General features: G+C 70.8%; 22 protein-coding genes. 8 read left to right on the top strand and 14 right to left on the bottom strand.

Annotated elements, in window-relative coordinates; translation table 11 throughout:
- Positions 1–10: 10 nt before the first annotated feature.
- Positions 11–1,816 (top strand): NHL domain-containing thioredoxin family protein, encoded by a 1,806-nt coding sequence (locus ACFQ79_RS00110; protein ID WP_383578268.1) that lies wholly within the window; start codon positions 11–13, stop codon positions 1,814–1,816.
- Here ACFQ79_RS00110 and ACFQ79_RS00105 read toward each other — a convergent pair whose 3' ends face one another.
- Positions 1,817–2,161, bottom strand: a complete 345-nt coding sequence (locus ACFQ79_RS00105) for a hypothetical protein (protein ID WP_383578266.1) — start codon at positions 2,159–2,161, stop codon at positions 1,817–1,819.
- 59 nt (positions 2,162–2,220) lie between these two features.
- Positions 2,221–3,528: a M18 family aminopeptidase gene (locus ACFQ79_RS00100; protein WP_383578264.1), complete on the bottom strand. Its 1,308-nt coding sequence runs from the start codon at positions 3,526–3,528 to the stop codon at positions 2,221–2,223.
- A gap of 89 nt (positions 3,529–3,617) precedes the next feature.
- Between ACFQ79_RS00100 and ACFQ79_RS00095 the strand changes: the two genes are divergently transcribed.
- Complete coding sequence (locus tag ACFQ79_RS00095) at positions 3,618–4,193, top strand: YciI family protein (RefSeq protein WP_383578262.1); 576 nt, start codon at positions 3,618–3,620, stop codon at positions 4,191–4,193.
- A 197-nt stretch (positions 4,194–4,390) separates the two neighbouring features.
- Here the strand turns inward: ACFQ79_RS00095 and ACFQ79_RS00090 are convergent, their stop codons facing one another.
- Positions 4,391–6,220, bottom strand: a complete 1,830-nt coding sequence (locus ACFQ79_RS00090; RefSeq protein WP_383578260.1) for an acyl-CoA dehydrogenase — start codon at positions 6,218–6,220, stop codon at positions 4,391–4,393.
- A gap of 292 nt (positions 6,221–6,512) precedes the next feature.
- Between ACFQ79_RS00090 and ACFQ79_RS00085 the strand changes: the two genes are divergently transcribed.
- From ACFQ79_RS00085 to ACFQ79_RS00075, 3 genes are all read left to right on the top strand, one after another.
- Entirely contained in the window at positions 6,513–7,016 is a 504-nt protein-coding gene (locus ACFQ79_RS00085) for an SseB family protein (protein ID WP_030321391.1), read from the top strand.
- A gap of 139 nt (positions 7,017–7,155) precedes the next feature.
- The gene (locus ACFQ79_RS00080; RefSeq protein ID WP_383578258.1) at positions 7,156–8,118 is read left to right on the top strand and encodes a pirin family protein; all 963 of its coding nucleotides are present in this window, start codon (positions 7,156–7,158) and stop codon (positions 8,116–8,118) included.
- A gap of 160 nt (positions 8,119–8,278) precedes the next feature.
- Positions 8,279–9,376 (top strand): AI-2E family transporter, encoded by a 1,098-nt coding sequence (locus tag ACFQ79_RS00075; RefSeq protein ID WP_383578256.1) that lies wholly within the window; start codon positions 8,279–8,281, stop codon positions 9,374–9,376.
- Here the strand turns inward: ACFQ79_RS00075 and ACFQ79_RS00070 are convergent.
- A complete protein-coding gene (locus tag ACFQ79_RS00070) occupies positions 9,373–10,188 on the bottom strand; it encodes an MBL fold metallo-hydrolase (protein ID WP_383578254.1) in 816 nt (271 codons plus the stop codon). The two genes, ACFQ79_RS00075 and ACFQ79_RS00070, sit on opposite strands and share 4 nt — an antisense overlap.
- A gap of 234 nt (positions 10,189–10,422) precedes the next feature.
- A complete protein-coding gene (locus ACFQ79_RS00065) occupies positions 10,423–12,543 on the bottom strand; it encodes a SpoIIE family protein phosphatase (protein ID WP_383578252.1) in 2,121 nt (706 codons plus the stop codon).
- A 171-nt stretch (positions 12,544–12,714) separates the two neighbouring features.
- Here ACFQ79_RS00065 and aspS point away from each other — a divergent pair, with 171 nt between their 5' ends.
- Positions 12,715–14,523, top strand: a complete 1,809-nt coding sequence (gene aspS, locus ACFQ79_RS00060; protein WP_383578250.1) for an aspartate--tRNA ligase — start codon at positions 12,715–12,717, stop codon at positions 14,521–14,523.
- 102 nt (positions 14,524–14,625) lie between these two features.
- Here aspS and ACFQ79_RS00055 read toward each other — a convergent pair whose 3' ends face one another.
- From ACFQ79_RS00055 to ACFQ79_RS00025, 7 genes are all read right to left on the bottom strand, one after another.
- Positions 14,626–14,961: a hypothetical protein gene (locus ACFQ79_RS00055; protein WP_383578248.1), complete on the bottom strand. Its 336-nt coding sequence runs from the start codon at positions 14,959–14,961 to the stop codon at positions 14,626–14,628.
- Positions 14,962–14,978: 17 nt separating this feature from the next.
- A complete protein-coding gene (locus ACFQ79_RS00050) occupies positions 14,979–19,613 on the bottom strand; it encodes a putative T7SS-secreted protein (protein ID WP_383578246.1) in 4,635 nt (1,544 codons plus the stop codon).
- The gene (locus ACFQ79_RS00045; protein WP_375890966.1) at positions 19,613–20,260 is read right to left on the bottom strand and encodes a hypothetical protein; all 648 of its coding nucleotides are present in this window, start codon (positions 20,258–20,260) and stop codon (positions 19,613–19,615) included. The genes ACFQ79_RS00050 and ACFQ79_RS00045 overlap by 1 nt, the downstream gene beginning before the upstream one ends.
- Positions 20,257–20,739, bottom strand: coding sequence for an SseB family protein (locus ACFQ79_RS00040; protein WP_383578244.1), 483 nt, complete (start codon positions 20,737–20,739; stop codon positions 20,257–20,259). The genes ACFQ79_RS00045 and ACFQ79_RS00040 overlap by 4 nt, the downstream gene beginning before the upstream one ends.
- Before the next feature lie 314 nt (positions 20,740–21,053).
- Positions 21,054–21,938 (bottom strand): hypothetical protein, encoded by an 885-nt coding sequence (locus ACFQ79_RS00035; RefSeq protein WP_231073346.1) that lies wholly within the window; start codon positions 21,936–21,938, stop codon positions 21,054–21,056.
- 17 nt (positions 21,939–21,955) lie between these two features.
- The gene (locus ACFQ79_RS00030; RefSeq protein WP_383578242.1) at positions 21,956–22,861 is read right to left on the bottom strand and encodes a helix-turn-helix domain-containing protein; all 906 of its coding nucleotides are present in this window, start codon (positions 22,859–22,861) and stop codon (positions 21,956–21,958) included.
- A 299-nt stretch (positions 22,862–23,160) separates the two neighbouring features.
- Positions 23,161–23,592 (bottom strand): ATP-binding protein, encoded by a 432-nt coding sequence (locus ACFQ79_RS00025; RefSeq protein WP_383578240.1) that lies wholly within the window; start codon positions 23,590–23,592, stop codon positions 23,161–23,163.
- A gap of 151 nt (positions 23,593–23,743) precedes the next feature.
- Here ACFQ79_RS00025 and ACFQ79_RS00020 point away from each other — a divergent pair, with 151 nt between their 5' ends.
- The gene (locus ACFQ79_RS00020) at positions 23,744–24,577 is read left to right on the top strand and encodes a helix-turn-helix domain-containing protein (protein ID WP_383578238.1); all 834 of its coding nucleotides are present in this window, start codon (positions 23,744–23,746) and stop codon (positions 24,575–24,577) included.
- 110 nt (positions 24,578–24,687) lie between these two features.
- Here the strand turns inward: ACFQ79_RS00020 and ACFQ79_RS00015 are convergent, their stop codons facing one another.
- Both ACFQ79_RS00015 and ACFQ79_RS00010 read right to left on the bottom strand, forming a co-directional pair.
- Positions 24,688–25,527 carry a helix-turn-helix domain-containing protein gene (locus ACFQ79_RS00015; protein ID WP_383578236.1) on the bottom strand — a complete coding sequence of 280 codons (840 nt, stop codon included), beginning with the start codon at positions 25,525–25,527 and terminating at the stop codon, positions 24,688–24,690.
- Positions 25,528–25,560: 33 nt separating this feature from the next.
- On the bottom strand, positions 25,561–26,370 hold the full coding sequence (locus ACFQ79_RS00010; RefSeq protein ID WP_383578234.1) for an alpha/beta fold hydrolase: 810 nt from the start codon (positions 26,368–26,370) through the stop codon (positions 25,561–25,563).
- 169 nt (positions 26,371–26,539) lie between these two features.
- Between ACFQ79_RS00010 and ACFQ79_RS00005 the strand changes: the two genes are divergently transcribed.
- Positions 26,540–26,893: a DoxX family protein gene (locus ACFQ79_RS00005; RefSeq protein ID WP_383578232.1), complete on the top strand. Its 354-nt coding sequence runs from the start codon at positions 26,540–26,542 to the stop codon at positions 26,891–26,893.
- The last annotated feature ends 98 nt before the right edge of the window (positions 26,894–26,991 follow it).

Genomic DNA, 26,991 nt, shown 5'->3' with positions numbered 1-26,991 from the left:
AGCTTTAACCATGAACGATGCCGCTTCGGCGCCCACTCCCGCGCCCGCGTCCCGCCGTGCCCGTGTCCGCGCCCCCGAGCTGATCGGCAAGGGTGGCTGGCTGAACACGGGCGGGGACGATCTGACCCTCGCCGACCTGCGAGGAAAGATCGTTCTGCTCGACTTCTGGACGTTCTGCTGTGTGAACTGCCTGCACGTGCTCGACGAGCTGCGTGATCTGGAGGAGAAGCACCGCGACACGCTCGTCATCGTCGGCGTGCACTCGCCGAAGTTCGTGCACGAGGCCGAGCACCAGGCCGTCGTCGACGCCGTCGAGCGGTACGAGGTGCACCACCCGGTCCTCGACGACCCGGAGCTCGCGACCTGGAAGCAGTACGCCGTGCGCGCGTGGCCGACGCTCGTCGTGATCGACCCCGAGGGGTACGTCGTCGCCCAGCACGCCGGTGAGGGGCACGCCAACGCGATCCGGACCCTCGTCGAGGAGCTGGAGGCCGAGCACGAGGCCAAGGGGACCCTGCGGCGCGGCGACGGGCCGTACGTGGCTCCCGAGCCCGTCGCCACCGATCTGCGCTTCCCCGGCAAGGCGATCCTGCTGCCCTCCGGGAACCTCCTGGTCTCCGACACCACCCGGCACCAGCTCGTCGAGCTGGCCGCCGACGGCGAGACCGTCGTACGGCGGATCGGCGAGGGCGTCTTCCGGGAGCCGCAGGGCCTCGCGCAGCTGCCCGACGGCACCGTCGTCGTCGCGGACACCGTGAACCACGCCCTGCGCGTCCTCGACCCGGCGACCGGCGCGATCGAGCGGATCGCCGGCACGGGGAAGCAGTGGTGGCAGGGCTCCCCCACGTCCGGGCCCGCCCTGGACGTGGACCTGTCCTCGCCGTGGGACGTCGCCTGGTGGCAGGGCAAGGTGTGGATCGCCATGGCCGGCGTCCACCAGCTGTGGACGTACGACCCGGCCACGAAGACCGTCGAGGTCGCGGCCGGCACCACCAACGAGGGGCTCGTCGACGGCCCCGCCGCCGAGGCGTGGTTCGCGCAGCCCTCCGGGCTCGCCGCCACCGAGGACCGGCTGTGGGTCGCCGACTCCGAGACCAGCGCCCTGCGCTGGGTCGACACGGAGGGCGTGGTCCACACCGCCGTCGGCACCGGCCTCTTCGACTTCGGCCACCGCGACGGCGCCGCCGGCCAGGCCCTGCTCCAGCACCCGCTGGGCGTGACCGCCCTCCCGGACGGCTCGGTCGCGGTCTCCGACACGTACAACCACGCCCTGCGCCGCTACGACCCGGCGTCCGGCGAGGTGACGACGCTCGCCACGGACCTGCGCGAGCCCAGCGACGCGGTCCTCGTGGACGGTGACATCGTGGTCGTCGAGTCCGCCCGGCACCGGCTGACCCGGCTGCGCCTCCCCGAGGAGGCCGTCCAGGTCGAGGCCGTCGCCCACCGCACCCGGCGCGAGGCCACCGAGGTCGCCCCGGGCCGGCTCCGGCTGGACGTGGTCTTCCAGGCGCCCAACGGCCAGAAGCTGGACGAGCGGTACGGCCCCTCGACCCGCCTCCTGGTCTCCTCGACCCCGCCGGAGCTCCTTCTCGCGGGCGGGGGCACGGGCACGGACCTCTTCCGCGAGCTCGATCTCGACCCCGAGCTCGGCGAGGGCGTCCTGCACGTCTCGGCCATGGCCGCGTCCTGCGACGACGACCCGGCGAACGAGTACCCGGCCTGCCACGTCCACCAGCAGGACTGGGGCGTCCCGGTGAAGATCACGGAGGCGGGTGTGTCCCGGCTGCCGCTGATCCTCGCCGGCATGGACGCGTAGTCAGCGGACGAGCCCCTGGTGTCTGGACGGCCGCCCCGCGGCGGCGTCCAGGCATCCGTCCACCCAGGCGGCCGGGTCGTGCACGGCCCGGTCGCCGCCCATGCCCTGCCGCTCCATGAGCACGCACTCCCCGGCGAGCAGCGCCTTCGTCCGGGTGCCGTCCACGTCGTACCCGCGGATCCGGGACGCCATGATGAAGCCGCCCTCGTAGGCGATGTCCGTCCCCCACGGCGGCCGGTCGTTGTACGTGCCGATCAACACCCCCGCCACCGCCGTGGCGACCACGACGGCGCTCCCGACACCCGCGATGAACCTGCCCCGGGAGGGCCCCTCATGACGATGCATGAGGCGACCCTGCCAAGCGGCACCTTTCGCGGATGTTTCGCGGCCGGGGCCGCCGGGCGTCAGCCCTCCAGGAAGGCGACCAGGGCGTTGGCCAGGAGGTACGGGTCGTCGGCGCCGCAGAGTTCGCGGGCGCTGTGCATGGAGAGGATCGCCACGCCGATGTCGACCGTCTTGATGCCGTGGCGGGCGGCGGTGATCGGGCCGATCGTCGTGCCGCAGGGCATGTCGTTGTTGGAGACGAACGACTGCCACGGCACGCCCGCCTTCTCGCAGGCGGCGGCGAAGACCGCGCGGCCGCTGCCGTCGGTGGCGTACCGCTGGTTGACGTTCACCTTGAGGATCGGGCCGCCGTTGACGCGCGGGTGGTGCGTCGGGTCGTGGCGCTCGGCGTAGTTCGGGTGGACGGCGTGGCCGGTGTCGGAGGAGAGGCAGACGGTGCCGGCGAAGGCCCGGGCGCGGTCCTCGTAGGAGCCGCCGCGCGCGTACACCGAGCGCTCCAGGACGTTGCCGAGGAGCGGGCCCTGGGCGCCGGTGTCGGCCTCGGAGCCGTTCTCCTCGTGGTCGAAGGCGGCGAGGACCGGGATGTACGGGAGGTCCTCGCGGCCCGCGAGGGAGGCCAGCGCGGCGACGGCGGCGTGCACGGACAGCAGGTTGTCCATGCGCGGCCCGGCGAGCAGCTCGCGGTCGCGGCCCAGGTAGGCGGGCGCGTCGACGGCGTGCACCATCAGGTCCCAGCCGCTCACGTCCTCGGGGTCGACGCCCGCCTCGGCGGCGACGAAGGAGATCAGGTCGCCCTCGTGGACGTCGCCGATGCCCCAGATCGGCTGCATGTGGCGCTGGCGCTCCAGCTTGAGGCCGTCGTTGACGCCGCGGTCGAGGTGGATCGCGAGCTGCGGGACGCGCAGCAGCGGCCGGTCCACGTTGACCAGGTGGTGGCTGCCGTCGCGGAGGGTGAGCCGCCCGGCGAGGCCGAGGTCGCGGTCGAGCCAGGTGTTGAGCAGGGTGCCGCCGTAGATCTCGACCGCGACCTGCCGCCAGCCGTGCGCGCCCATGTCGGGCTGCGGCTTGACGCGCAGGTTGGGGGAGTCGGTGTGGGCGCCGACGATCCGGTACGGGGTGTGGGCGGAGGCGCCCTCCGGCACGAACCAGGCGATGATCGCGCCGCCGCGGATCACGTACTTCCCGCCGCTCGTCCCGTCCCAGGCCGCGGTTTCCTCGACGCGGCGGAACCCGGCCTTCTCAAGCCGCTCGGCGGCGCTCGCGACCGCGTGGTACGGCGAGGGCGAGGCCGTCAGGAAGGCCATGAGGTCGTCGGTGTGTCCGCGGTCGAAGGGGCCTGCGGTGGGACGGGAGGCTGCGCTGCTCATGGGTTCTACCTTACGCAGGGCCCGGTATACGAATACGGGGCCCCGCAAATCGCTCGCCCCGCGCGCCCGCGCGAGGAGATCCTTCGGTCATGGAATTCCTCTGTTACCACCGGGACCGGACGGGCTCCCTGTCGTTGCGCCATGCGTTGAACGAGGTCCACCTGGCCTATATGGACCGGTACGCCGAGAAGATGATCGCCCGCGGTCCGACCTTCGGCGAGGACGGCGAGACGCTCACCGGCAGCGTGCACATCCTCGACCTGCCCGACGCGGACGCCGCCCGCGCGTTCGCCTTCGACGAGCCCAACTACCAGGCCGGCGCCTACCGGGACGTGATGCTGCGCCGGTGGCGCAACGTCCTGGGGCGCACCATGTGGGACTTCCCCGGCGGCCGGACCGGCGGCGACCGCTTCCTGGTGATCGGCCTCGGCGCGGCGACGGCGACGGCGGAGGCCGTCGACCTGGAGGCGCCGTCCGGCGGGACGGACCGGGAGGACCTGATCGCCTACGGGCCGCTGCTCTCCGACGACGGCGCCACCTGGCTGGGCACGGCGGCGCTGGTCCGGGCGCCGGACCCGGAGGCGGCCCGCGGTGTGCTCCCGACCCCGGACGCGTACGCCGCCGTCGAGGTGCACGACTGGCAGTTCGGCGGCCGCCCCTCGTAGGGAGCCCGCCCGCGCACGGCGGCCCCGCGTAGGGAGCCCGCCCGCGCACGGTCGCCCCGCGCAGCGGGCCCGCCCGCGGGCAGGGGAACGGCCCGCGGACAGGGGAACGGCCCGCGGACAGGGGAACGGCCCGCGGACAGGGGAACGGCCCGCCCCCCTCCCCGGGGACGGGCCGTGCCTGCGTGAACGGGGGCGTCCTAGAACGCGGCCTCGTCCAGGTCCATCAGCGAGCCGTCGACGGCCTCGGCGAGGGCGCGCTCGGCGCTCACGCCCGGCAGGATGTTGGCGGCGAAGAACTTCGCGGCCGCGATCTTGCCCTGGTAGAAGGCGACGTCCTTGCCCGTGGCGCCCGCGGCCAGCTTCTCGCCGGCGACGGCCGCACCGCGCAGCAGCAGGTAGCCGACGACGACGTCGCCGGAGGCCAGCAGCAGGCGGGTGGTGTTGAGGCCGACCTTGTAGATGTTCTTGACGTCCTCGCCGGTGGCGGTGAGGTCGGTGATCATCGTGCCGACGATGCTCTCCAGGTCGACGGCGGCCTTGGCCAGCGCGTCGCGGGCGCCGGCGAGGTCCTCGCCGCCGGTGCCGACCGCGAGGAACTTCTTGATCTCCTCGGACAGCGCGTTCAGGGACGCGCCCTGGTCGCGGACGATCTTGCGGAAGAAGAAGTCCTGGCCCTGGATGGCCGTGGTGCCCTCGTAGAGGGTGTCGATCTTGGCGTCCCGGATGTACTGCTCGATCGGGTACTCCTGCAGGAAGCCGGAGCCGCCGAAGGTCTGGAGCGACTGCGCGAGCTGCTCGTAGCCCTTCTCGGAGCCGTAGCCCTTGACGATCGGGAGCAGCAGGTCGTTCAGGCCGTGCAGCGCCTTGACGTCCTCGCCGGCCGCTTCCTTGATCGCGATCTCGTCCTGCACGGAGGCCGTGTAGAGGACGAGGGAGCGCATGCCCTCGGCGTACGCCTTCTGCGTCATGAGCGAGCGGCGGACGTCGGGGTGGTGCGTGATGGTGACCTTGGGCGCGGCCTTGTCCATGAAGTTCGCCAGGTCGGTGCCCTGGACGCGCTCCTTGGCGTACTCCAGGGCGTTGAGGTAGCCCGTGGAGAGGGTGGAGATCGCCTTCGTGCCGACCATCATGCGGGCGAACTCGATGATGAGGAACATCTGGCGGATGCCGTCGTGCTTGTCGCCGATCAGCCAGCCCTTGGCGGGGTGCTGGTCGCCGAAGGTCATCTCGCACGTGTTGGAGGCCTTGAGGCCCATCTTGTGCTCGACGTTGGTGGCGTAGACGCCGTTGCGCTCGCCCAGCTCGCCGGTCTCCCAGTCGAACTCGAACTTCGGGACGAGGAAGAGGGAGAGGCCCTTGGTGCCGGGGCCGGCACCCTCGGGGCGGGCGAGGACGTAGTGGAGGATGTTCTCCTCCATGTCGTGCTCACCGGACGTGATGAAGCGCTTCACGCCCTCGATGTGCCAGGAGCCGTCCTCCTGCTGGGTGGCCTTGGTGCGGCCGGCGCCGACGTCCGAGCCCGCGTCGGGCTCGGTGAGCACCATGGTGGAGCCCCAGCGCTTCTCGACGGCGATCTGCGCGACCTTCTTCTGCGCCTCGTTGCCCTCGTTGTAGAGGATGCCGGCGAAGGCCGGGCCGGAGGAGTACATCCAGATGGCCGGGTTCGAGCCGAGCAGCAGCTCCGCGTAGGCCCAGATCAGCGAGCGCGGGGAGACGGTGCCGCCGATCTCCTCCGGGATGCCCAGACGCCAGTACTCGGACTCCATGAAGGCGTTGTACGACTTCTTGAAGGTGGCCGGCACGGGGGCGGTGTTGGTCTCCGGGTCGAAGACCGGCGGGTTGCGGTCGGCGTCGGCGAAGGACTCCGCGAGCTCGTTCTCGGCGAGGCGGCGGATCTCGTCGAGGATGCTCTTGGCGGTCTCGACGTCCATCTCCTCGAACGGCCCGGAGCCGTACACCTTGTCGCGGCCGAGGACCTCGAAGAGGTTGAACTCGATGTCGCGGAGATTCGACTTGTAGTGCCCCATGGCGACGGCTCCGTAAAGGCTCGGGGAGGAGGATGTCCTGGTACGCGAGCGTGGCCGTGCTCGTACTACCGGTGAGTAGCCCACGCTTCTCTACGATGATGCTACCCACCGGTAATAAGAGCAACCCCTATCCGGCCATCTGTGACACGAGCCGCAGAAAAAGGGCCCGTGGCATGTGCCCCGGGCCTCCCTCGCGCTCCTCTTCTCGCGCTCCTCCCTCGTGCTCCTCCCTCACGCCCCCACTTCCCGGCGGCCAGTGCTGCGACCGCCCCCGGGTCGATAGGCTGGCCCCATGTACGGCTACGAGCAGAATCCGGGTGCCCAGCAGCAGTACGCCCCGCCGCAGCAGGGCGGGATGCAGGCCGGCATGCAGGGGGGAATGCAGGGCGGAATGCAGGGCGGGTACGGGCAGCAGCCCCCGCTCTACCCGGAGCCCTCGCCGCCCTCCCTCGCCGACGCGGTCCGCGCCTTCACGACCGGCACGCTCGCGCCCGAGGACTTCCAGCAGATCTTCGCGACCTCGAAGGTCTACTGCCCGCGCGGCGACAACCCCGGCTTCCTGGCCCTGCACAACACCCAGCAGCCGGTCATCCCGATGTTCACCTCGCTCAAGGAGCTGCGGCGGTACGCGGGCAAGGAGTCGAAGTACTTCGTGATCACCGGCGCCGAGGTGATCGACCTGCTGCCGACCGGCTACGGCTTCGTCCTCGACATGGAGGGCGACCACCGGATGGTCTTCGACGCGAAGGCCGTGGAGCAGATGGTCGACTTCGCGATGCGCAGGATGTACGGCTGACGCAGGCTTGGCCCAAGACGTGGGGAGAGCGCCCGGGAGGAATGACTCCCGGGCGTTCCGCGTTGTGGGTGGCAAGAAGTTCATCGTTCAACTAAAGTGGACGTACAAGGTCGGAGAAGGCCGCTCTAGGAGGTCCGTCATGCCCGCAGTGACTGTCGAGAACCCGCTCACCCTGCCGCGCGTGGCCGCCCAGGCCGACGCCGCTCCGCGCCCGGTGCTCGCCGTGACCACGGCTCCCTCGGGCTTCGAGGGCGAGGGCTTCCCGGTCCGCCGCGCCTTCGCGGGGATCAACTACCAGTACCTCGACCCGTTCATCATGATGGACCAGATGGGTGAGGTGGAGTACGCGCCCGGAGAGCCCAAGGGCACGCCCTGGCACCCCCACCGGGGCTTCGAGACCGTCACCTACATCATCGACGGGACCTTCGACCACCAGGACTCCCAGGGCGGCGGCGGCACCATCACCAACGGTGACACCCAGTGGATGACGGCCGGCTCCGGCCTCCTCCACATCGAGGCGCCGCCGGAGTCCCTCGTCGTCAGCGGCGGCCTCTTCCACGGCCTCCAGCTGTGGGTGAACCTGCCCGCGAGCGACAAGATGATGGCCCCCCGCTACCAGGACATCCGCGGCGGCCAGGTCCAGCTGCTCACCTCCCCCGACGGCGGCGCGCTGCTCCGCGTCATCGCGGGCGAGCTCGACGGCCACGACGGGCCGGGCATCACCCACACCCCGATCACGATGATCCACGCGACGCTGCGCCCCGGCGCCGAGATCACCCTGCCGTGGCGCGAGGACTTCAACGGCCTCGCGTACGTCATGGCGGGCCGCGGCAGCGTCGGCACGGAGCGGCGCCCGGTCCACACGGGCCAGACCGCCGTCTTCGGAAAGGGCGGCTCGCTGACCGTCCGCGCCGACGAGAAGCAGGACGGGAACACCCCGGACCTGGAGGTCGTGCTCCTCGGCGGACAGCCGATCCGTGAGCCGATGGCCCACTACGGCCCGTTCGTCATGAACACCCAGGCCGAACTCCGCCAGGCCTTCGAGGACTTCCAGGCGGGGCGGCTCGGGACGATCCCGGCGGTCCACGGGATGGGCGAGTAGGCAACAGCAGGACTCGGTACGGGGTCGGGCGGCGCGCCCGGCCCCGTCCGCGCGCGTGGGTGTCCACCGGGCTCCGGGGGCGACGCATCGCTGACGCCCCGTCACCCGTACGGTCGGTCCGCGCGCGACGACACGCCGGACGGCATGGTCCGGTGGTCGGGTGCAGACGTCGTCGCCGCTCCTTCCCGAACCCGCCCGCCGGGTCGCCGCCTGGTGCGTCGTCCTGCTCCTCGCCGCCGGGGTCGCCGCCGTCGGCATCTGGCTGTGCGTCGTCTTCGAGACGGTCGTCACCCCCGTCCTGCTCGCGATCCTCGGCACCGCGCTCCTCGGGCCCCTCTACCGGCGCCTGCTCCGGATGAAGGTCCGGAGGTCGTCCGCCGCCGCGCTCACCGTCGTCGCCGTCCTCGCGGTCGTCGGCGGAGCCACGTACATCGTCGTCGCCGCGCTCATCGAGACCGGCGACCAGATCATCACCTCGCTCCGGCAGGCCGCCGCCGACATCGCCGAGCACCTCGGCCCGGCCGGGACCTCCCTCGACGACCTCGCCAAGAACGCCGAGAGCCTCCTGAAGGAGTTCGGCGGCACGGCCGCGTCGGGCGTGCTCACCGGCCTCAGCGTCGTCGGCGGGATGCTCGCCACCGCCGCCCTCTCCCTGGTCCTGATCTTCTTCTTCCTGCGGGACTCGGACCGTGCCGCAGGCGCCCTGCGCGGCCTCGTCCCCCGCACCACCGGCGACCTCGTCGAGGCCATGGCGCGCCGCGCCTTCGAGGCCGTCGAGGGCTTCATGCGCGGGACGACCTTCGTCGCCCTCGTCGACGCGATCCTCATCGGCCTCGGCCTCGTCGTCCTCGACGTGCCCGGCGCGGTGGGGCTCGCCGCGCTCGTCTTCGTCACCGCCTACATCCCGTACCTCGGCGCCTTCCTCTCCGGCGCGATCGCCGTCCTCGTCGCGCTCGCGGACCGGGGCTTCGCCATCGCGCTGTGGGTGCTCGGCATCGTCCTGGCCGTCCAGATGATCGAGGGCTACCTGCTCCAGCCGATGGTGCAGAGCCGGACCGTGCAGATGCACCCGGCCGCGGTGATGCTGGCGATCACGGCCGGGGCGTCCGTCGCCGGCATCCTGGGCATGCTCCTCGCCGTACCGCTGACGGCCGCGGCGACGGGGATCCTCGGCGAGCTGCGGACGCGGTACGGGGCTCCCCGCGAGTCCCCCGACGACACTCCGGGCACGACGGGCACGACGGGCACGACCGCCTAGGCCGGCACCGGACCGTCCGGCTGGAACGAGGCCAGCAGCTGTTCGAGGGCCGCCTGGTCGGGGCCCACGAAGGGGTCGGAGTCCGGGACCATCGCGATCGTCTCGAGCATCCGGTCCAGCATCCGTACGGCCGGCGGCAGATGCGTGCACAGCACGATCTCCGGGGACATCTCCCGTATCGGCTCGATCGTCGCCCGGTACTTCTCCGGGTCCACGAGGTGCGCCCAGGGGCTGTCGATCGTCGCCCACATCAGCTGCGCCTGCCGCAGGTCCTCCGGCTTGAGGTCGCTCGCGTGCCCGCTCTCCGCGACCTCCGCGCTCGGCATGGGCCCACCGAAGCAGTCGGAGCTGAAGCAGAAACGGGTGCGGTCGTCGTAGAAGCCGACGGTGGCGGGGTTGTCGAAGAGCGGCGGCCGGAAGGCGTGCAGGGCGCGGTCGCCGACGTCCAGGGACTGGCCGGGGTTGAGGAAGTACACCCGGTCCATGGGCAGCGGGCGTTCGGTGGTCATCTCGCCGGCCCCGAGGAACGTCGTGATCACCCGCGCGTCCGGGGCGGCGTCGAGGAGGTCGAAGATGCCGCCGGTGTGGTCCCGGTCGGGGTGGGTCAGCCAGATCCAGCGCACGTCGGCCGGGTCGACGACCTCACCGAGCGCCGCGACGAAGTCACGGTCGGGGAGGGAGACGCCGGTGTCGACGACGACGGGCTCGGTGGCCGTGACGACGTAGGCGTTGATCGGCAGGTGCCCGATGCCCGGGACCTCGAGGCTGTCGGCCAGCACGGTGGTGTCGCTGCCGACCTTGTGGGTGTCCATGGCGTGCTCCGTGGTCCCCCCGACGAAGGTCCCCCGGCCGCGCGGATCCCCCGGACGGCCGTACGACACCAGTCTGCGCCGCATCCGCCGGCCCTGCACACGTCGGGCCCGCACACGGGAGTGCGGCCCCGGCCGAGCGCCGCACAAGGGACCCGCACACGGGAGCGCGGCCCCGGACACGCCGGCGCCGCACACGGGCCCGCACCCGGGAGCGCGGCCCCGGCCGAGCGCGGGCTAGGCGCAGCAGCCCTGCCCCGAGTCCGGTTCGTTCAGCTCGAACCAGATCGCCTTGCCCTCGCCGCGAGGGTCGACGCCCCACGCGTCCGCGAGCATCTCCATCAGGACCAGGCCGCGCCCGCTCGACGCCATCTCGCCCGGGTGCCGCTTGTGCGGCAGCTCGTCGCTCCCGTCGGAGACCTCGACGCGCAGCCGCCTGGCCTTCTCCCCGCAGGCGACCTCGGCGACGAGGAGCGCGTCGCCGTCCGTGTGCACGAGGACGTTGGTGACCATCTCGGAGACCATGAGGACCGCCGAGTCGAGCTGCTCCTCGTCCCGCCAGTCGTGCAGCAGCTGGCGTACCTGCTCGCGCGCCGCGGCGATCCGTTCCGGCTCCGCCTGCGCGATCGTCATCAGGGTGCGGCGCGGAGCCTCCGGGATCGTGCCGACGGGCCGGCGGGAGAGCAGCAGGACGGCGATGTCGTCCTCGCGGCGGTCGGCGAGCGGCCCGGTCGTGTAGTGGGAGCCGGGGCCGTGGACGGCCTCCACGAGGCTGTCGGCGAGCGCCTCCAGATCCTCGCCGTCGTGGGACTCCAGGAGCGCGCGGACCCGTTCCCAGCCGGTGTCGAGGTCGTGCCCGCCGGTCTCCAGGAGGCCGTCGGTGCAGATCATCAGGGTCTCGCCGGGTTCCAGGGTGAGCCGGGTGGTGGGGTAGTCGGTGTCGGGGTCGATGCCGAGGGGCAGACCGCCCGCGGTGGGCCTCAGGAGAACCGTTCCGTCGTTCATCCGTACCGCAGGGTCCGGATGCCCGGCCCGCGCGATGTCGACGGTCCCGCTCTCCAGGTCGACCTCCAGATAGAGGCAGGTGGCGAAGCGCGGACCGGCCTCGCCCTCCCCGTCGTCGCCGTCGGTGATCCCGTACAGGAAGCGCGAGGCGCGGGAGAGGACGGCGTCGGGCCGGTGGCCCTCGGAGGCGTACGCGCGCAGGGCGATCCGCAGCTGCCCCATCAGACCGGCCGCCCGCACGTCGTGGCCCTGGACGTCGCCGATCACGAGGGCGATCCGCCCGGCGCCGCGCCCGCCGGTGCGGGAGGTGCCGCCGGGCAGCCGGATCATGTCGTACCAGTCACCGCCGACCTGGAGCCCGCCGCCGGTCGGCACGTACCGCGCGGCCACCTGGATGCCCGGGATCCCCGGCCCGAGGACCGGCATCATCGTCCGCTGCAGTCCGAGCGACAGCTCGCGCTCGGACTCGGCCACGCCCGCGCGTGCGAGGGCCTGCGCGAGCATCCGGGCGACCGTCGTCAGCACCGACCGCTCGTCGGGGGTGAAGGCCACCGGATGCTTGAAGGCCGCCATCCAGGCCCCCATCGTGCGGCCGGCGACGACCAGCGGCACGAAGGCCCAGGAACGGCGGCCGAAGCGCTGCGCGAGCGGCCAGGTCACGGGGAAGCGGCGCAGGTACTCGTCGGGGCTCGGCAGATAGATCGCCCGTCCCGTCCGCGCGACCTCGGCCGCCGGGTAGTCCGTGTCGAGCGACATCGACGAGAACGGCCCCTCGTCGCCCTCGCCGTGCCCGTGGTGGCCGATGACCGTCAGCCGGTCGCCCGCCACCCCGAAGACCGCGAGCCCGTCCGGCGAGAACCCCGGCATCGAGAGGGAGGCGGCCACCCGCAGCACCTCGGCCGTCGACCTGGCCTCCGCGAGCGCCCGCCCGGCGTCGAGGAGGAACGCCTCGCGGGACCGGCGCCAGTCGCCCGTGATGGGGGTGTGCGCCGCGGTCCCCGGCACCTGCTCGGCGACCTCCTGGAGGGTGCCGACCAGCTGGTAGTCGTTTCCCTCGATGAGGGGCTTCGACCTGCTCCGTACGGTACGGATCACCCGGCCGTGCTCGTCCATGATCCGCAGCCGCGCCTCGGCGAGCGTCCCCTCGGCGACGGCGAGGTTCACGACCCCGTCGATCTCGTTCCAGTCGACGGGATGGAAACGCGCGCGCACGGCCGCCTCGGTGAGCCGAACGGGTTCCGCGGGCAGCCCGAGCAGCCGGGCGGCCTCGGCGTCGAGCGAGACGATCCCGGACGCGTTGTCCCAGCGCCACAGGCCGGTCGCGATCGCGGCCAGGACGTCCTCGGTGCGCATTGCCCCACTTTATGAATATCGGACACCAGATCGCCACTGAGCGTATTCGAAAACCGATCTTGGCCCGGCCGGTACTCTGGGTGGGTCTGCCCGTGTGTCCTGTGACATCTGTGACAGGGGCCACAGGGCGGCGCCCCACGACCACAGATCCCGAAGACTGGATGAACGACGATGCATCGGTACAGGTCCCACACCTGCGGCGAGCTCCGCGCCTCTGACGTCGGCACCGACGTCCGGCTGAGCGGCTGGCTGCACAATCGGCGCGACCTGGGCGGCATCCTCTTCATCGATCTGCGCGACCACTACGGCATCACGCAGCTCGTCGCCCGGCCCGGCACCGCCGCGGCCGAGGTCCTCGACAAGCTGACGAAGGAGACCGTCGTCCGCGTGGACGGCAAGGTCGTCTCCCGTGGCGCGGACAACGTCAACCCGGAGCTCACCACCGGCGAGATCGAGATCGAGGCCGCCACGGTCGAGGTCCTGGGTGCCGCGAAGCAGATCCCCTTCACCATCAACGCCGACGACGGCGTCAACGAGGAGCGGCGCCTGGAGTACCGCTTCCTCGACCTGCGCCGCGAGCGCATGCACCGCAACATCATGCTGCGCTCCGCCGTCATCGCCTCCATCCGCTCCAAGATGGTGGCCCTCGGCTTCAACGAGATGGCGACCCCGATCCTCGCCGCGACCTCCCCCGAGGGCGCCCGCGACTTCGTCGTCCCGTCCCGTCTGAACCCGGGCAAGTTCTACGCGCTGCCGCAGGCGCCGCAGCAGTTCAAGCAGCTGCTGATGATCTCCGGCTTCGACCGCTACTTCCAGATCGCGCCCTGCTTCCGCGACGAGGACGCGCGCGCGGACCGTTCGCCGGGCGAGTTCTACCAGCTCGACGTCGAGATGAGCTTCGTCGAGCAGGAGGACGTCTTCCAGCCGATCGAGAAGCTCATGACGGAGCTCTTCGAGGAGTTCGGCGGCGGCCGCCACGTCACCTCCCCGTTCCCGCGGATCCCGTTCCGCGAGTCGATGCTGAAGTACGGCAACGACAAGCCCGACCTGCGCACGGACCTCGAACTCGTCGACATCTCGGACGTCTTCGAGGCGTCGGAGTTCAAGGCCTTCGCCGGCAAGCACGTCCGCGCGCTCGCCGTCCCGAACACGGGCGACCAGCCGCGCAAGTTCTTCGACCAGCTCGGCGACTTCGCCGTCTCCCTCGGCGCGAAGGGCCTGGCCTGGGTCCGCGTCGGCGAGGGCCACGCCCTCACCGGCCCGATCGCCAAGTTCCTCACCGAGGAGAACGTCAAGGTCCTCACCGAGCGCCTCGGTCTGGAGCCCGGCCACGCGATCTTCTTCGGCGCGGGCGAGTTCGACGAGGTCTCCAAGATCATGGGCCCGGTCCGGGTCGAGGCCGCCAAGCGCGCCGGCCAGTTCGAGGAGAACGTCTTCCGCTTCGCGTGGATCGTCGACTTCCCGATGTACGAGAAGGACGAGGAGACCGGCAAGATCGACTTCTCGCACAACCCCTTCTCGATGCCGCAGGGCGGCCTCGAGGCCCTGGAGACCCAGGACCCGCTGGACGTCCTCGGCTGGCAGTACGACATCGTCTGCAACGGCATCGAGCTCTCCTCGGGCGCGATCCGGAACCACGAGCCCGAGATCATGTTCAAGGCCTTCGAGATCGCGGGCTACTCGCGCGAGACGGTCGAGCACGAGTTCGCGGGCATGCTCCGCGCCTTCGAGTACGGCGCCCCGCCGCACGGCGGCATCGCCCCGGGCGTCGACCGCATCGTGATGCTCCTCGCGGACGAGCCCAACATCCGCGAGACCATCGCCTTCCCGCTCAACGGCAACGCCCAGGACCTCCTGATGGGCGCCCCGACGGAGCTGGACGAGTCCCGCCTGCGCGAGCTGAACATCCAGCTCCGCAAGCCGGTCGAGAAGAAGACGGTCGACATCACGGACGCGGTCCACCCGGACGCGGCGCGGTAGTCGATCGTCTTTGGGTAGCTGAAGGGGCCCGGAAACCATACGGATTCCGGGCCCCACCGCTTTCTTCCAGTCAGGTGACGCGATTCTTCTATCGCGTAGTCGTCACTCGCCGCCGGGGATGTGCGGGGCGAATTCCTCCATATACTCGCGGTGTTCCACGAAGATGGCGGATTTTGGGATGCTCCCCAGAGGCGAGAGATCGACGCCTTCGAGTTTCCCGCACCCGTCGAGATCGGTCAGCGCGTGCAGGAGAGCTTCCAGTGCCCCCCGGGACTCCGTGTGCGGAGCCAGCATGGCGATCAAGTCGCCCGCCACTCTGGCCTGGGTTTCGGAGAGGAGATTCACGAAGTCCTGAACGCGGTCGCTCGCGTCCGTGCGCACCGATTCGTCGGGGTCCAGGAGGTCTCGGAGGAAGTCGATGTAATACGCTCTTTCCATGCTTTACGTCCTCCGGCTCATTCTGGGTACGGTATCGGGAGACTACTGGGCCACGGAATGTGGGTGTCGTTGATCGCCGTCTCATTGTAGTTCGGACTGTTCGGGTTTCCGATCTTCGCATGGTAGAGATGGCCTGCCTCGTCTTGGAATTGGTGTCCGATCTGAATGCGATAGATGGGACCGCTGCTGGCGTTGGGGCCAGCGTGTGGGCCGAGGTCGGGGCCGTGGACGCGCATACGCACCGTCTTGCCCGTGACGTCGTCCGTCCACTTCCACTTGATGCCGTGCTCGACACCACCCGGGATCGGCTTCCAAGGCTCTTGGACGGCGTCCTTCGGGATGATGCTCAGCGGGTCTGCGTCCCCTCTGAGGTCCCAGCCACCGCCCTCGACCCGAGGAGGACAGGGAGTGAGTCCGAGTGGATCGCTCCACGTGTGCGGATTGCCGACGTACGTAACGGGGTTGTCGGCAGGGGTCAGACCCAGGGGGTCCGGGGTGAAGTAGCGGGCTGATTCCGGATCGTAGTAGCGGAAGAAGTTGTAGTGGAGTCCCGATTCACGGTCGAAGTACTGGCCCGGGAAGCGGAGCGGTGTGTAAGCAGTGGCGTCGCGGGTCCAGGTCGTGGTGCCCCAGAGCGTGGAGCGGGTGCGCCAGGCCACGTTGCCTGATTCGTCGACGAGTTCTGTCGGGGTGCCGATCAGGTCGGTGACGATCGCGAAGAAGCGTTCGTCAGTGGAGTCGGCTCGGCGTTCCGTCTGGGCGAGGGGACGTAGGCCCGCGTGGTCCCAGGTGAGGGTGACGTCCTCGGATGTCTGCTCACAGAGAGTGGCCCCGTCCCAGGTGAAGTGGACGGTTTCCAGCAGAGATTGCTTGGATATGCGGCGGCCCAGGGGGTCGTACGCGTACCGCCAGACCGTGCCGTCCGGTGTCGTCACCGCGGTGAGACGGTCCTCCGCGTCCCACTCGTAGCGCCAGGTGTCGGGCTTCCGGGAGAGGCGCGTCTTCTGGCGCAGGATGATGCGGCCTTGGCCGTCGTGTTCGTAGCGGACGCCACCCGCGCTGACGATCCGAGTGCCCTGGTAGGCGCGCGCACCTGTCGCGGATTGCGACGGGTGGGTTGCCGGCCAGGACGCTTCTGTCTGATTGCCGGCCTCATCGTAGGCGTACTGCTCCGTCCACCCGCGTGCATGGACGGCCGTGACGCGGCCTGCCGGGTCCAGATCGAAGCGGCGGTCACCGGAGAGCGCGTCGTCGATGCCGACGAGTCCACCGTCCGCGCGGTAGGTGTACGCCCGGTGCTGGAGGCGGCGCCCCGAATCACCGGTGACCTCCTGAGCGGTCAGGCGGCCCATCGCGTCGAACGACGATTCCAGGAGAGCGAAATCGGCGATGCGGCGAGTGGTTTCCCGGCCGAGGTCGTCGTGGGTGAAGGCCAGTGTTCTTCCTGAGACGGTCAGTTCGGTCCGGCGGCCCGCCGCGTCATACGACCATGTGCTCGTCGAACCGCCCGGTGTCGTCCGCCCAGTCCGCCGGCCCACGGCATCGTGCGAGAACGAGAGCGTCCGGCCGTTGACGGTCTCCGAGACGAGGCGGCCGTAGCGATCTCGGAGACGGGTGAGCGCCGCGTCGAGCCCCCTCGCTGCCGCCAACTCGTCGAAGACGTCGTATTCGTAGGTGGTGACCGCGCCTTCCGCGTCCTTGCGGACGACCCGGCCGAGGGCGTTGCGCTCGAAGCGGATCGTCTGGCCGACAGCGTTCGATCCGGAGACCAGGCGGCCCACCGCGTCGTATCCGTAGCTCAGCGTCCGGTCGTCGAAGTCCGTCTCGGCGACCAGCCGGCCCGCCGGGTCGTAGGCGTAGTCCCAGGTCAGACCCTGCGGGTTGGTCACCCGGGTCAGCCGCAGGTTCGCGTCGTGAGAGAACTCGTAGCGGACACCGTCCGGGCCCGTGCGGGACGTCATCAGGTCGAAGTCGGTGTACGTGAAGTGGGTCGTGGCACCCATGGCGTCCGTGTGGCTGAGGCAGTTGCCCTCGCCGTCGTATGACCAGGACTGCGTCGTGCCGTCGGGTGCCGTCCGCCGGGACGGGTGGCCCTCGACGGTCCATTCCAGTCTGGTGACCGCGCCCAGGGGGTCGGTGACCTGGACCGTACGGCCGAAGGCGTCGTAGATGTACTGGGTCGTGGCGCCCAGTGGATCGGTGACCTCGATCGGGAGGCCACGGGCGTCCATGACCAGCCGGGTGACCGCGTCGAGCGCATCCGTCACCGAAGTGAGCCGGCCCGAATCGTCGTACGCGAGCTCCGTGCGGGCACCCGACGGGTCCGTCACCGACGTGCGGTTGCCGTGCTCGTCGAAGGTCTGCCGCGTGACGTTGCCGTCGGTGCCGGTGATGCGGATCGGGAATCCGTCGGCGTCGTACTCGGCCCGCGCCTGGCGGCCGTCCGGACGCTCCAGGAGCGTCAGGCGGCCCTGCTCGTCGTAGGTGAAGGAGCTGACATGCCCCAGTGGATCCGTCCGGGACAGGAGTCGGTTGCGGCTGTCGTACGTGAAGCGGGTGACCGCGCCCAGTGCGTCGATCTCCGCGACGACCTGGGCACGGTCGTTGACCAGGTGACGCTCGGTGTTCCCCAGGCCGTCGGTGAACGTCGTCAGGCGGAGGCCCGTCGCCGGGTCGATGCCGTCCCAGGTGAAGGTGGCTTCGAGGTGGCCGTTGGTGCCCGACTGGTAGGTGCAGCGGTCCCGGTCGTCGTAGACGTAGTCGTAGCGGCTTCCGTTCGTGTCCGTCCACGACGTGATGCGGCCGTGTTCGTCGCAGCCGAAGCGCAACGGGCGCCCCGAAGAGTTGGTGACCTCGGTCAGGTGGCCATCTGTGTAGCCGTAGCGCAGGAGCTCCTGGTCGGAGCCATCCGCCGCAGCTCCCGCGAGGTGGAGGGCGGTGACCCGGCCCTCGCTCGTCGTGAGTTTCAGGTGGTAGCCGCCGTGGTGCACGATCGCCGTCGGGGCGCCCGTCTCGTCGTGCTCGAAGGCGATCCAGCGGCCGTTGCGGTCGTCGATCTGGGCCAGGAGCGCGAGTTCGTCGGTGTGGTCGGCGAAGTGCCGGACCGTGCCGCTGTCCGGGTCGGTGATCGTATAGCCGTCCGCGACCCGGTCCAGCAGCCACTGCCGGCCGTGGGTCGGCATGACCGGGACACCGGGCGCCGGGTGCGGATAGGCGAGCAGGCTGCCCTCGTCGCAGCTGAAGACCACGCCCTCCGAGTCGATCTCGAGCCGCTGGTCGACCGTCGACGACCACGCCGGCCCGAACCAGCGGCCCGAGCGCCGCGAGGAGTCGAAGGTGCGCCGGAAGACGAGCGGCAGCGAGCCGGGCAAGGTGATGTCGGTCTGGGGCAGCAGCATGCGGCCCGTCGCGATGTCGATCGGGTCGTTCTTGCAGGCCGTCTGGCCGCAGGTCTTGCCGTTGGAGTGCGGATCCTTCTCCTGGTCCCCCCGGCTGCCGCCCGGCTTGTTCTCGTTCGGCAGGTGCTTCGTCGCGTCCTTCAGCCCGGCGCGCAGCCCTCCCCGGATCACTCCCGCGCCCTTCGTGCCCAGCACCTCCGGCACCAGTCGGCCGAAGAACTCCGACGGGTCTCCCTTCGCCGCCTCCCAGGCGTTCTTCAGCGCCCGGTCCGGGTTCGCCGCCGTGGACACCAGGCCGGCGAGCGTCATGTTGACGCCCTTGTAGTACTCCGCCGGGTGGGTCAGGTTGTACGGGTCCACCGGGTTGACCGAGCGGACGAAGTTGAGCAGCCCGGCCGTGCCCTTGACGATGCCTCCGCCGAAGTGGGCCAGTTCGATGCCCTGCCCCAGGCCGTAGTCCATCAGCTCCAGCTTGGCCCGCTCGCGGCCCGTCGGTTCCTTCGGCGCGTGCGCGAGGGCGGCGCCGACGGCCGCCTTCGCGGTGTCCCCGGCCTCGTCGCGGGCCTTCCGCGCGTCGCTCAGGATCTCCTTGGCCCGCTGCCGCTTGGCCTTGCCGGGGTCGGAGAAGGGCCCGGGGTCCGGCAGCGGACTGTCCCCGGTGCGTGCCGCGTTGTAGGCGTCGACCTTCTTGTTGTACGTGTCGACCGCCGCCTTGGAGTCCCCGTCGCCCTCCTTGTAGAGGGCTATCGCCTCGCGCGCCTTGCCCTGCGCGCTCACCACCGCCTTGGAGTACGTCTCCAGGGCCTTGGCAGCGTTCTCCATTGCGTCCGCCGCGTGCAGCCAGTCCGTCGGCAGCGTCGAGAACTTCTCCCGGAACGCGTCGGCCGCCTCGCCCTTCCAGTGACCCGAGTCCAGCTTCCGCATGCCGCTGCCGACCAGGTCGAACGCCTTTTGGAAGTCCCGGAGGTTCTTCACCGCCTCGGCGATCTTCTCCGGCTTCCCGTGGATCAGCTCGTTCGCTTCCTCGGTCTGCCCGAGCTGCTGCTCCCCGACCTGCGCGCCGAGGGAGGACGCGGTCTCGTCGCCCCAGTCCTCGACCGAGTCCGCGATGTCGTGCGCACCGATCTTGTCCAGGCCCTGGCCGGCCTTGTCGGTCACATAGTCGACGCCTTCGCCGACGAGTTCCTTGCCCTTGTCGATGCCGTCACCGATCTTGTCGATGCCCTTGTCGACCAGACCTCCCCAGTCCACCATCAGCGGTTCTCCCCCCAGCGCGGCTGCTCGGCCTGCTCGACGGTCGCCTGGTCGGGATCAAGCAGGTCCTTGAGTCGCTGGTCCGCTCCGTCCCGGGTCGCCGAGTCGATCACACCCGAGCGCTCCAGTCCGTCGAGCATCGAGTCCTCCACGTCGTACGTGGTGTTCTTCCAGGTCTGCTTGACCTCGTCGTGAGCCTCGCTGAACGACTCCCCGCTCCAGTCCGCGCCGTCCCACATGTGCTGGTCGCGGATGCTGTCCCAGCTCTTCTGCTTGACCTCGTCCTCGGACAGGTGCGGGTTCCCGTTGAGGGAGTTCACACCGATCTTGATCGAGTCCTTGATGTACTGCTCCTGCTCCGCGAACGAGCCCGCCGACAGGCCGACCGCCTGCGCGAAGCCGTTCCCCCGCAGAGTGAGTGCGCGTACGCCCCACTCCCATCGGCTGCAGAAGGTGTCGAACTCCGACGTCAGGCCTCCGTGCCCCAACTCCAGTCCGGACAGGGCCAGATCGGAGAAGCCGCGGCCCGTCGACGCCTCCCCGATCATCCCGAGCTCCTTCAGCTCGGCATGCGCCAGGTCGATGCCCTTCGCTATCTCCGTCAGCGCCGCCGCCGGCGCCGCCAGGTCAGGCGTGTTCCCACTCATCGCGTCCCCGTTCCCCCGAGATCCACCGTGTCCGCCAGGTCCACCGCCGCCTCGTCCGGGACGATGCCCGCCACCGGCGGGAAGACCATGCCGTCCGCACTGCCCGCGTCCAGCGCGACTCCGCCCGGGCCGGGCAGCATCGGCACCATCACGTCGAGGAGCCGCGCGCCCAGGATCGTGCGGTACGTCCACTCCCGCCCGGCGTCTCCCCGGGCCGCCGCGAACCTCCCCAGCGCCTCCTCGTCCGAGAACGCGCAGATCCACCGCACCCCGTTGAAGTCCGCGGTCCACAGACTGTCCTGGTCGTCGAACGGCACCAGCACGGCCGTACGCCGGAATTCGCCGAGCAACCGCGCAAACCGGCGCCGTGCCTCCGCGATCCCGTCGGCCTGCTCCGCCTGCGGCACGGCCCGCGCGGCCGGGTCCTCCGGAGTCGTCTCCAGGTCCGGCCGCGCCACTTCGACGTGCGCTTCCGCCAACTCCGACAGTCTTGAAACCTGGTGGGACTTCGGTCCCCCGCCCCCGTTGTCATTCACCCACGCATGCTGCCATGCGCTCGTTCACATGAGCAACGAGCTTGTGTTCGATTCGGTCGGGTCCGAACCGGATCCGTTTGCGCCCGGTGGCCGCTCCAGGGAGCGGCAGGAGAGAGGGGCGGGGGGGGGGCGGGGGGCCGCCCCCCCCCCCTCCCTTCTTCCTTTGGCGCGGGGGGCCGGCTCCGGGGTGGGCTTGGCCCGGGGGGGCGGGGGACGACGTCGTCCCCAGGCCCCTTCCCTACATTCGGTCGCCGGTCCTACTCGTCCGCGAAGATCTCCTCGGCCGTGGCTGCCGTGACCGCGCGGGTGAGCCAGAGGCGCAGTGTCTCGAGGTCGTCGCAGGCAGTGACGCGGGCGCGGACGTCGTCGGGGACGTCGAGGCCGCGCTGTTCCAGGACCAGCAGTATGGCGTCGGCGCTGGCCTGTGCGCGGCCTTCGGTCCGGCCCTCGTCTCGGATTTCCTCCGAGAGGTACGACTTGTAGAAGGAGAGGTCCGTGGCCACCAGGTTCCTCCAGATCTCCTGAGCCGGACGCTTGCTCAGCCCCTGTGCGGTGAATTCGATGAGGGGGTCGGCGACGTCCTCGGGCAGGTCGCGCAGTGCGGTGGAAAGTGCCTTCAGTATGTCACCGATGCCCGGATCGCCCGCGTGGGTGAGAGTCGCCAGGGTGGCCAGCGCCAGGTCTCCCCGGGCCCTGACCGGGTCGGTGATCACCGGCATGTTGTGCGGGCCCACGACGGTGGGGCGGATGACGAGGGTAGGCATGTCGGGCGGCCCGCTCGCCACCTCCTGCCCGGCCCATTCGGCTGTGGCCCGGTCTTGGCAGACGACGAGCAGAGCGGTCGGCAGCCGGTACTTCGACCACAGGTAGGCGGCGTAGTACGCCCAGCTCGCGTGCTTGTCGGGGTCCCTCTTGCCCTGGGACTCGATGGCGAGGAGCAGGGAGCCCTTCGCCGCGCTGTCGAGCTTCAGGAGGGTGTCCACGCGGCGTTCGACGGGTCTCGTCTCGGTGAGATCGGTGGGCAGGAGGACGGCTTCCACAGGGGTGGGAAGCCGGATTCCCAGTTGCCGTGACAGGCGGCTGAAGAGCATGGGGTCGTGCTGGAAGATCCGGTGCAACGCCTCGTGGGGCGGGTTGACCATGGCGGTTCCTCGGAGTGTCACGGGCTGGGTGCGCAGCCGGCGCAGGTGCCCGGTTCGGTGCCTCGATAGGCGCGGTCGCAGGTGTCGCAGTTCTGGAGGGGGTGCCGGGTGGCCTGGTCGCGCGGAGGGCGGAAGGGCGGTAGGGGTGGGAGCTGGGCCGCCAGGCGGTGGGCCAGCAGGGCCGCAGGCCGGCGCAGGGGCTCCAGCGGCAGGGCGGTGGTCAGCGCGCGGTGCACGTCCTCGGGGGTGAGGTCGCGTTCGAGCCAGGCTGCGACGCCCGGGACGAGGTGCTCGGCGTCCGTCGCGGAGATCAGCAGCCGCGGATCGGTGCGGCGGAGGCCGGAGAGGACGCCGATCGCCGTCTGGACGAGATCCGGCGTCGGGTACACGGGCTCCGGTACGGCCGGCAGGGCGGCCCGTCGGCGGGGTTCGCGCTGCTCGCGCCGTCGTGGCGGAGGTTCCGCCCCGGGCCTCGGAGGGGGGCCGTCCCCCTTGGTGGGACGGGGCGGCGGGGCGCTCGTGCGGCGGGGGCCGCCGCCCGTGCGGCCGGGCCGGTTGCAGGAGACCGTGCGGGTCACGACCCGCCCGGCCGCCGTGCGTTCCTTGGTGCGGCGCAGGTAGCCGTGGGCCTCCAGCTCGCGCAGGGCGGCGGCGATCCGCGTGGTGCCTTCCGGGAAGCGCCGGGCCAACGACCTGATGTCCACGGGCGATCCGGCCGGCAGCGACTGGATGTGCGTCGCCAGTCCGATCGCCGTCAGCGAGAGGTCCGTGTGCTGCGCGAGGTGGTTGCCGACGACCGTGAAGTGAGTGGAGTGATGCGTGTTCTCGTGCACCACTCCGCAGGAAGTACCCCGGGAAGGGTGGTTCTTGGCCCCGTCACCGGACAGGGCGGGCGCCTGGGCGCTACGGTTTTCTTTATCCATCGGGAAGGGCTGCTTCCTTGGTGGTCAGGCCCTCGCATTGGGATTGCCGTCCCGGCGAGGGCCGACGCATGTCTGCGTCCGGATCTGTTGGGCAGAGCGTAGATCAGGCAACCCACCCCAAAGCCAGCTGAGTTGGCATATTCACCCGCGCGAGTGAGACCGGTCCGAACGGGGAGGAGGGGTGGGGTTTGGTTCGGTTTCTTTCCCCCGGTGGTCGTTTCTTTGGGAGGCCGTCCAACCGACCGGCGACCGAGATCACGGGATCCGGTGACCAGGCCCTTTGTGCAGGTCAGACGCGGTCAGGGGCGTGGCAGGTCGAGTTCCGCCCAGACGGTCTTCCGGGGTACGGGACCGAGCTCGACGCCCCACCGGTCGGCCAGTGCCTCGACCAGGAGCAGGCCCCTTCCCGAATCGCCCTCGGGGCGGTGTGGTCGGGCGCGTGGGAGATCCTCGCCCCGCGTGTCCGTCACCTCGATCCGTAGCGTGTCCGGCCGTGACCGCAGGACCAGCCGGAAGCTCCGGCCGGCGACCCGGCCGTGCGTCGCCGCGTTCGCGGCCAGTTCGGCGACGACCTGGGTCGCCGACTCCGTCAGCCCGTACGGGACGTCGTGGTCCCGCATCCACGCGACGGCGAGCAGCCGGGCCAGCCGGGCCCCTCGGGGCGTGGGGGACAGGAGCACGCTGAAGTGGCGTGCGGGTGCGTGGACTTGCGTCACGTTCTGCTGATTCACGTCACCGAGCGTGGCCGCTCCTGGCTACCGTGAACAGCGACGACGTCGATGCGTAGAGCCACTGTCCGGAGCTTGTCCACTGCTGTCCGGGCCTGTCCGAAGCCATGTCGCGGCAGAGTGGAAAGGAAGCGGGAGGGGAAGCGGGATGCCGATGAGGGAACCCACCTGGGAGGTTGACCAGGTCGACGACTGGGGCGTTGCCGTGATCACCACGGTGGGACGGCAGTTGAGGTTGTGGCGCGAAGCGGCGACCATGCGTGCCGCCGAGTTCGCGCGTGCCGTCGGGTACGGCGAGGACATGATCTACAAGATCGAGAGCGGGAAGCGGATTCCACGTCCCGAGTTCCTGGACAGGGCGGACGAGATCCTGGGGGCGGCGGGGCTGATCTCGGCCATGAAGCTGGACGTGGCGAAGGTCCGCTATCCGAAGCAGGACCGGGCCCTGGCGAAGCTGGAAGCCCGGTCGGTGGAGATGCAGCTCTACAACCCGCTCACGATCCACGGACTGCTTCAGACGCCCGAGTACGCGCGAGGTCTGTTCCTGATGCGGCGGCCGGTGTACACACCGGAAGAGGTCGACTGGTACACGGCGGCGCGTATGGCCCGCAAGGCGGTCTTCGATCGGAGTCCAGCGCCCGAGCTGAGTTTCGTACTGGAGGAATGCGCACTCCTCCGCCCGCTGGGCGGTCGGGACGTGCTGCGTCGCCAGCTGGAACACCTACTGCACGTGGCCGAATTGAGGCACGTCGAGATTCAGATGATGCCGCTGGAGCAGGTGGAACATGTGGGCCTGTCGAGCCTGGAAGTCATCAAGTTCGAAGACGGCACGGCGGTCGGACGGTCGTCCGCCGTGTCCGGCGAGCGACCGGTCACCGACCTGAGGACTCTCCGCCTCCTGGAACTGCGGTACGGCATCCTCCGGTCGCAGGCCCTCACGCCCGACGCGACCGTCGACGCGCTCCGGGGACTGCTGAGAAGGGCTTGACGCTCCCTAGCGCTGCTCCTTTGCCCGCCCGTCATCAGCTTCCTGCACCGCCGCCCGGGCGGGCTTCCTCTCGTACGCGGTCGGCCACTGACGTACACCGACGTCCGTCGTCAAGGGGTCGACGAGGCCGGCCACGCGATGTCGTCGATCGCCAGCCACGGTGCGGCGGCCACTGCCGTGGGTGTGAGCCCGGTGAACGACCTGACCTCGCGGTGAAGGTGGGACTGGTCGGCGTAGCCGCTCTCGGCCGCGACGCCCGCGACGGCGTGACCCGCCGCCAGGAGGCGGGCGGCGTGGTCGAACCGCACCAGCTGCGCGGCGCGTTTGGGCGTGATGCCGAGTTGGGACCGGAAGCGGGCCGACAGGCGCTTCCGGCTCCAGCCGACCTCGTCCGCGAGGCCTTCGACCCGGGCCCGCCCCCGGCTGGTCCGCATCCGCCGCCAGGCGAAGGCGACCTCCGGGGCGACCGGCGGGCGGGTGTCCAGCCGCCGGCCGATGAGGTCGGCCGCGATCGTGAACCGTTCGTCCCATGACGCGGCGGCGCGCAGCCTGTCCTCGGTTCGTGCGGCGTCGCGGCCCCAGACGTCCGCGAGGGACACCACCGCCCCGGTGAGCTCGGTCGTCATCCCGAGCACCGCGGCCGCCGCGGCCGGGTCCAGCCGGATCTGGAGGCACTCGCTCGCCCGGCCGCCCGCCCGGAGAGCGCCGGGCAGGAGGCCGGTGACGGCGCTGCCGAGGACTTCCCGGCCGGGGGTGCGGTGGACCAGGCCTTCGCCCTCGCTCAGGTCGACGAGCAGGGTGACGGAGGGGTGCGCGACCATCGCGATGTCCACGGATTCCGGAGCGCGGTGACGGAACCCGGCCATGCCGATCCCCGGGAGACGGCCTGACGGGCGGGGTACGGCGATGTCCACGAGCGACCAGTCGAGTGGTGCCCCTGTCGGCGGCATGGGACCAGCCTAGGCCTCGTCGCGGGCGGTACGTCAGCGGTCCGCCGCCGTGAAGTCGAGGAGCAGTCCGCCGGTCGCCTCGGGGGCTTCGAGCACGGGCAGGTGCCCGACGCCGGGGAGTTGCTCGACCCGTGCGTTCGGCACGGCGTCGTACTGGTGCACCGACGACGGCTCCCACCGGGGGTCGGCGGTGCCGAAGACGGCCAGTACGGGCAGGCCGAGGGCGGTGAGACGGTCGGGCACGCTCCGCTCGGCGAGGTACTCCGCGCCCCGGCGCAGCACCGTCCTGAACGTGCGGTACGCGGTGCCCCGCATCTCGGCGACCATGTCGTCAGGGACGTCCACCGGACGCGCGGCCGTCGCCCCGAGCCCCTTGCGGATCATCGCGTCCGAACGCCTCGCCCACAGGAGAGGGCCGAGCGGCGGGCCCAGCAGGACGCGCAGGACGAGCGGTTGCGGGAGCAGCGCGCCGAGGCTCGGGCCGGTGCTGATCAGCGCGATCGACCGCACCAGGTCGGGTCGCTGTTCGGCGAGCGCGGTGGCGACGTAGCCGCCGCTGGAGTGTCCGGCCACGGTGAGGGGGCCGAGGCCGAGGCGGTCGAGGTGGGCCGCCACGCGGAGGGCCTGACCGGGGACGTCGTAAGAGGCCGCGGGAGGTGACTGGCCGCAGCCGGGGAGATCGACCCGGAGGACGTGACGGCTGCCGGCGAGTGCCGGGACGACCGGGCCCCAGGAGCCGCCGGAGGCACCCGATCCGTGGATGAGCAGCAGCGGTGGCGCCTGCCGGGGGCCGTCGTGGACCACGTGCATTCCCTGTGCGTGCTCTGCGTCGTACGCATTCATGCGAGTGATGGTGCGCGGGGCGCCGGTCAGCGGTCTTGTACGAATGTCGTCACCCGCGAACCGGGTTCGCTGAAGTTCCTCGCGCGGGCCGTCACACTTCCCCGCCCCGCCCCGTCAGTGCTGTGTCCGGCTCGGTCGAGGCGGACGATCACCGGACGAGGAGCCCGCGATGTTCACCGAGATGTCCACCACCGCCGTCGTCGTCACCGCCGTCGCCGCGTTCATGGCCGGGTTCTCCGGGGCCTCGATCTTCTTCCGGGCGAAGTTCGTCGTCGAGCCCCTCGCCCAGTACGGCGTCCCGCGGGCCTGGTGGAACCGGCTCGGCGCCGCCAAGGCCGCGGGGGCCGTCGGGCTCGTCGTCGGGTTCTTCGTGCCGGTCATCGGAACCCTCGCCGCGATCGGGCTGATCCTGTACTTCGCCGGGGCCGTGATCACCGTGCTCCGCGCCCGCGCCTACGGCCACGCGCCCTTCCCGCTGGTCTACATGGCGCCCGCCGTCGCCGCCCTCGCCCTGACCTGGTGACCGCAGGGAAAAGGCCGCCGGCCCTGTTCACAGGGCCGGCGGCGGTGGCGTATAAAAAAAAACGAGCCCCCCAGACCCCATTCGGTGGGGGTGTGCGG

The sequence above is a fragment of the Streptomyces sp. NPDC056480 genome (assembly GCF_042795405.1).
In the GTDB taxonomy this organism is placed as follows: domain Bacteria; phylum Actinomycetota; class Actinomycetes; order Streptomycetales; family Streptomycetaceae; genus Streptomyces.
Note: the sequence above shows the minus strand (reverse complement) of the source record. Positions and strands in the feature narration are given on the sequence as shown.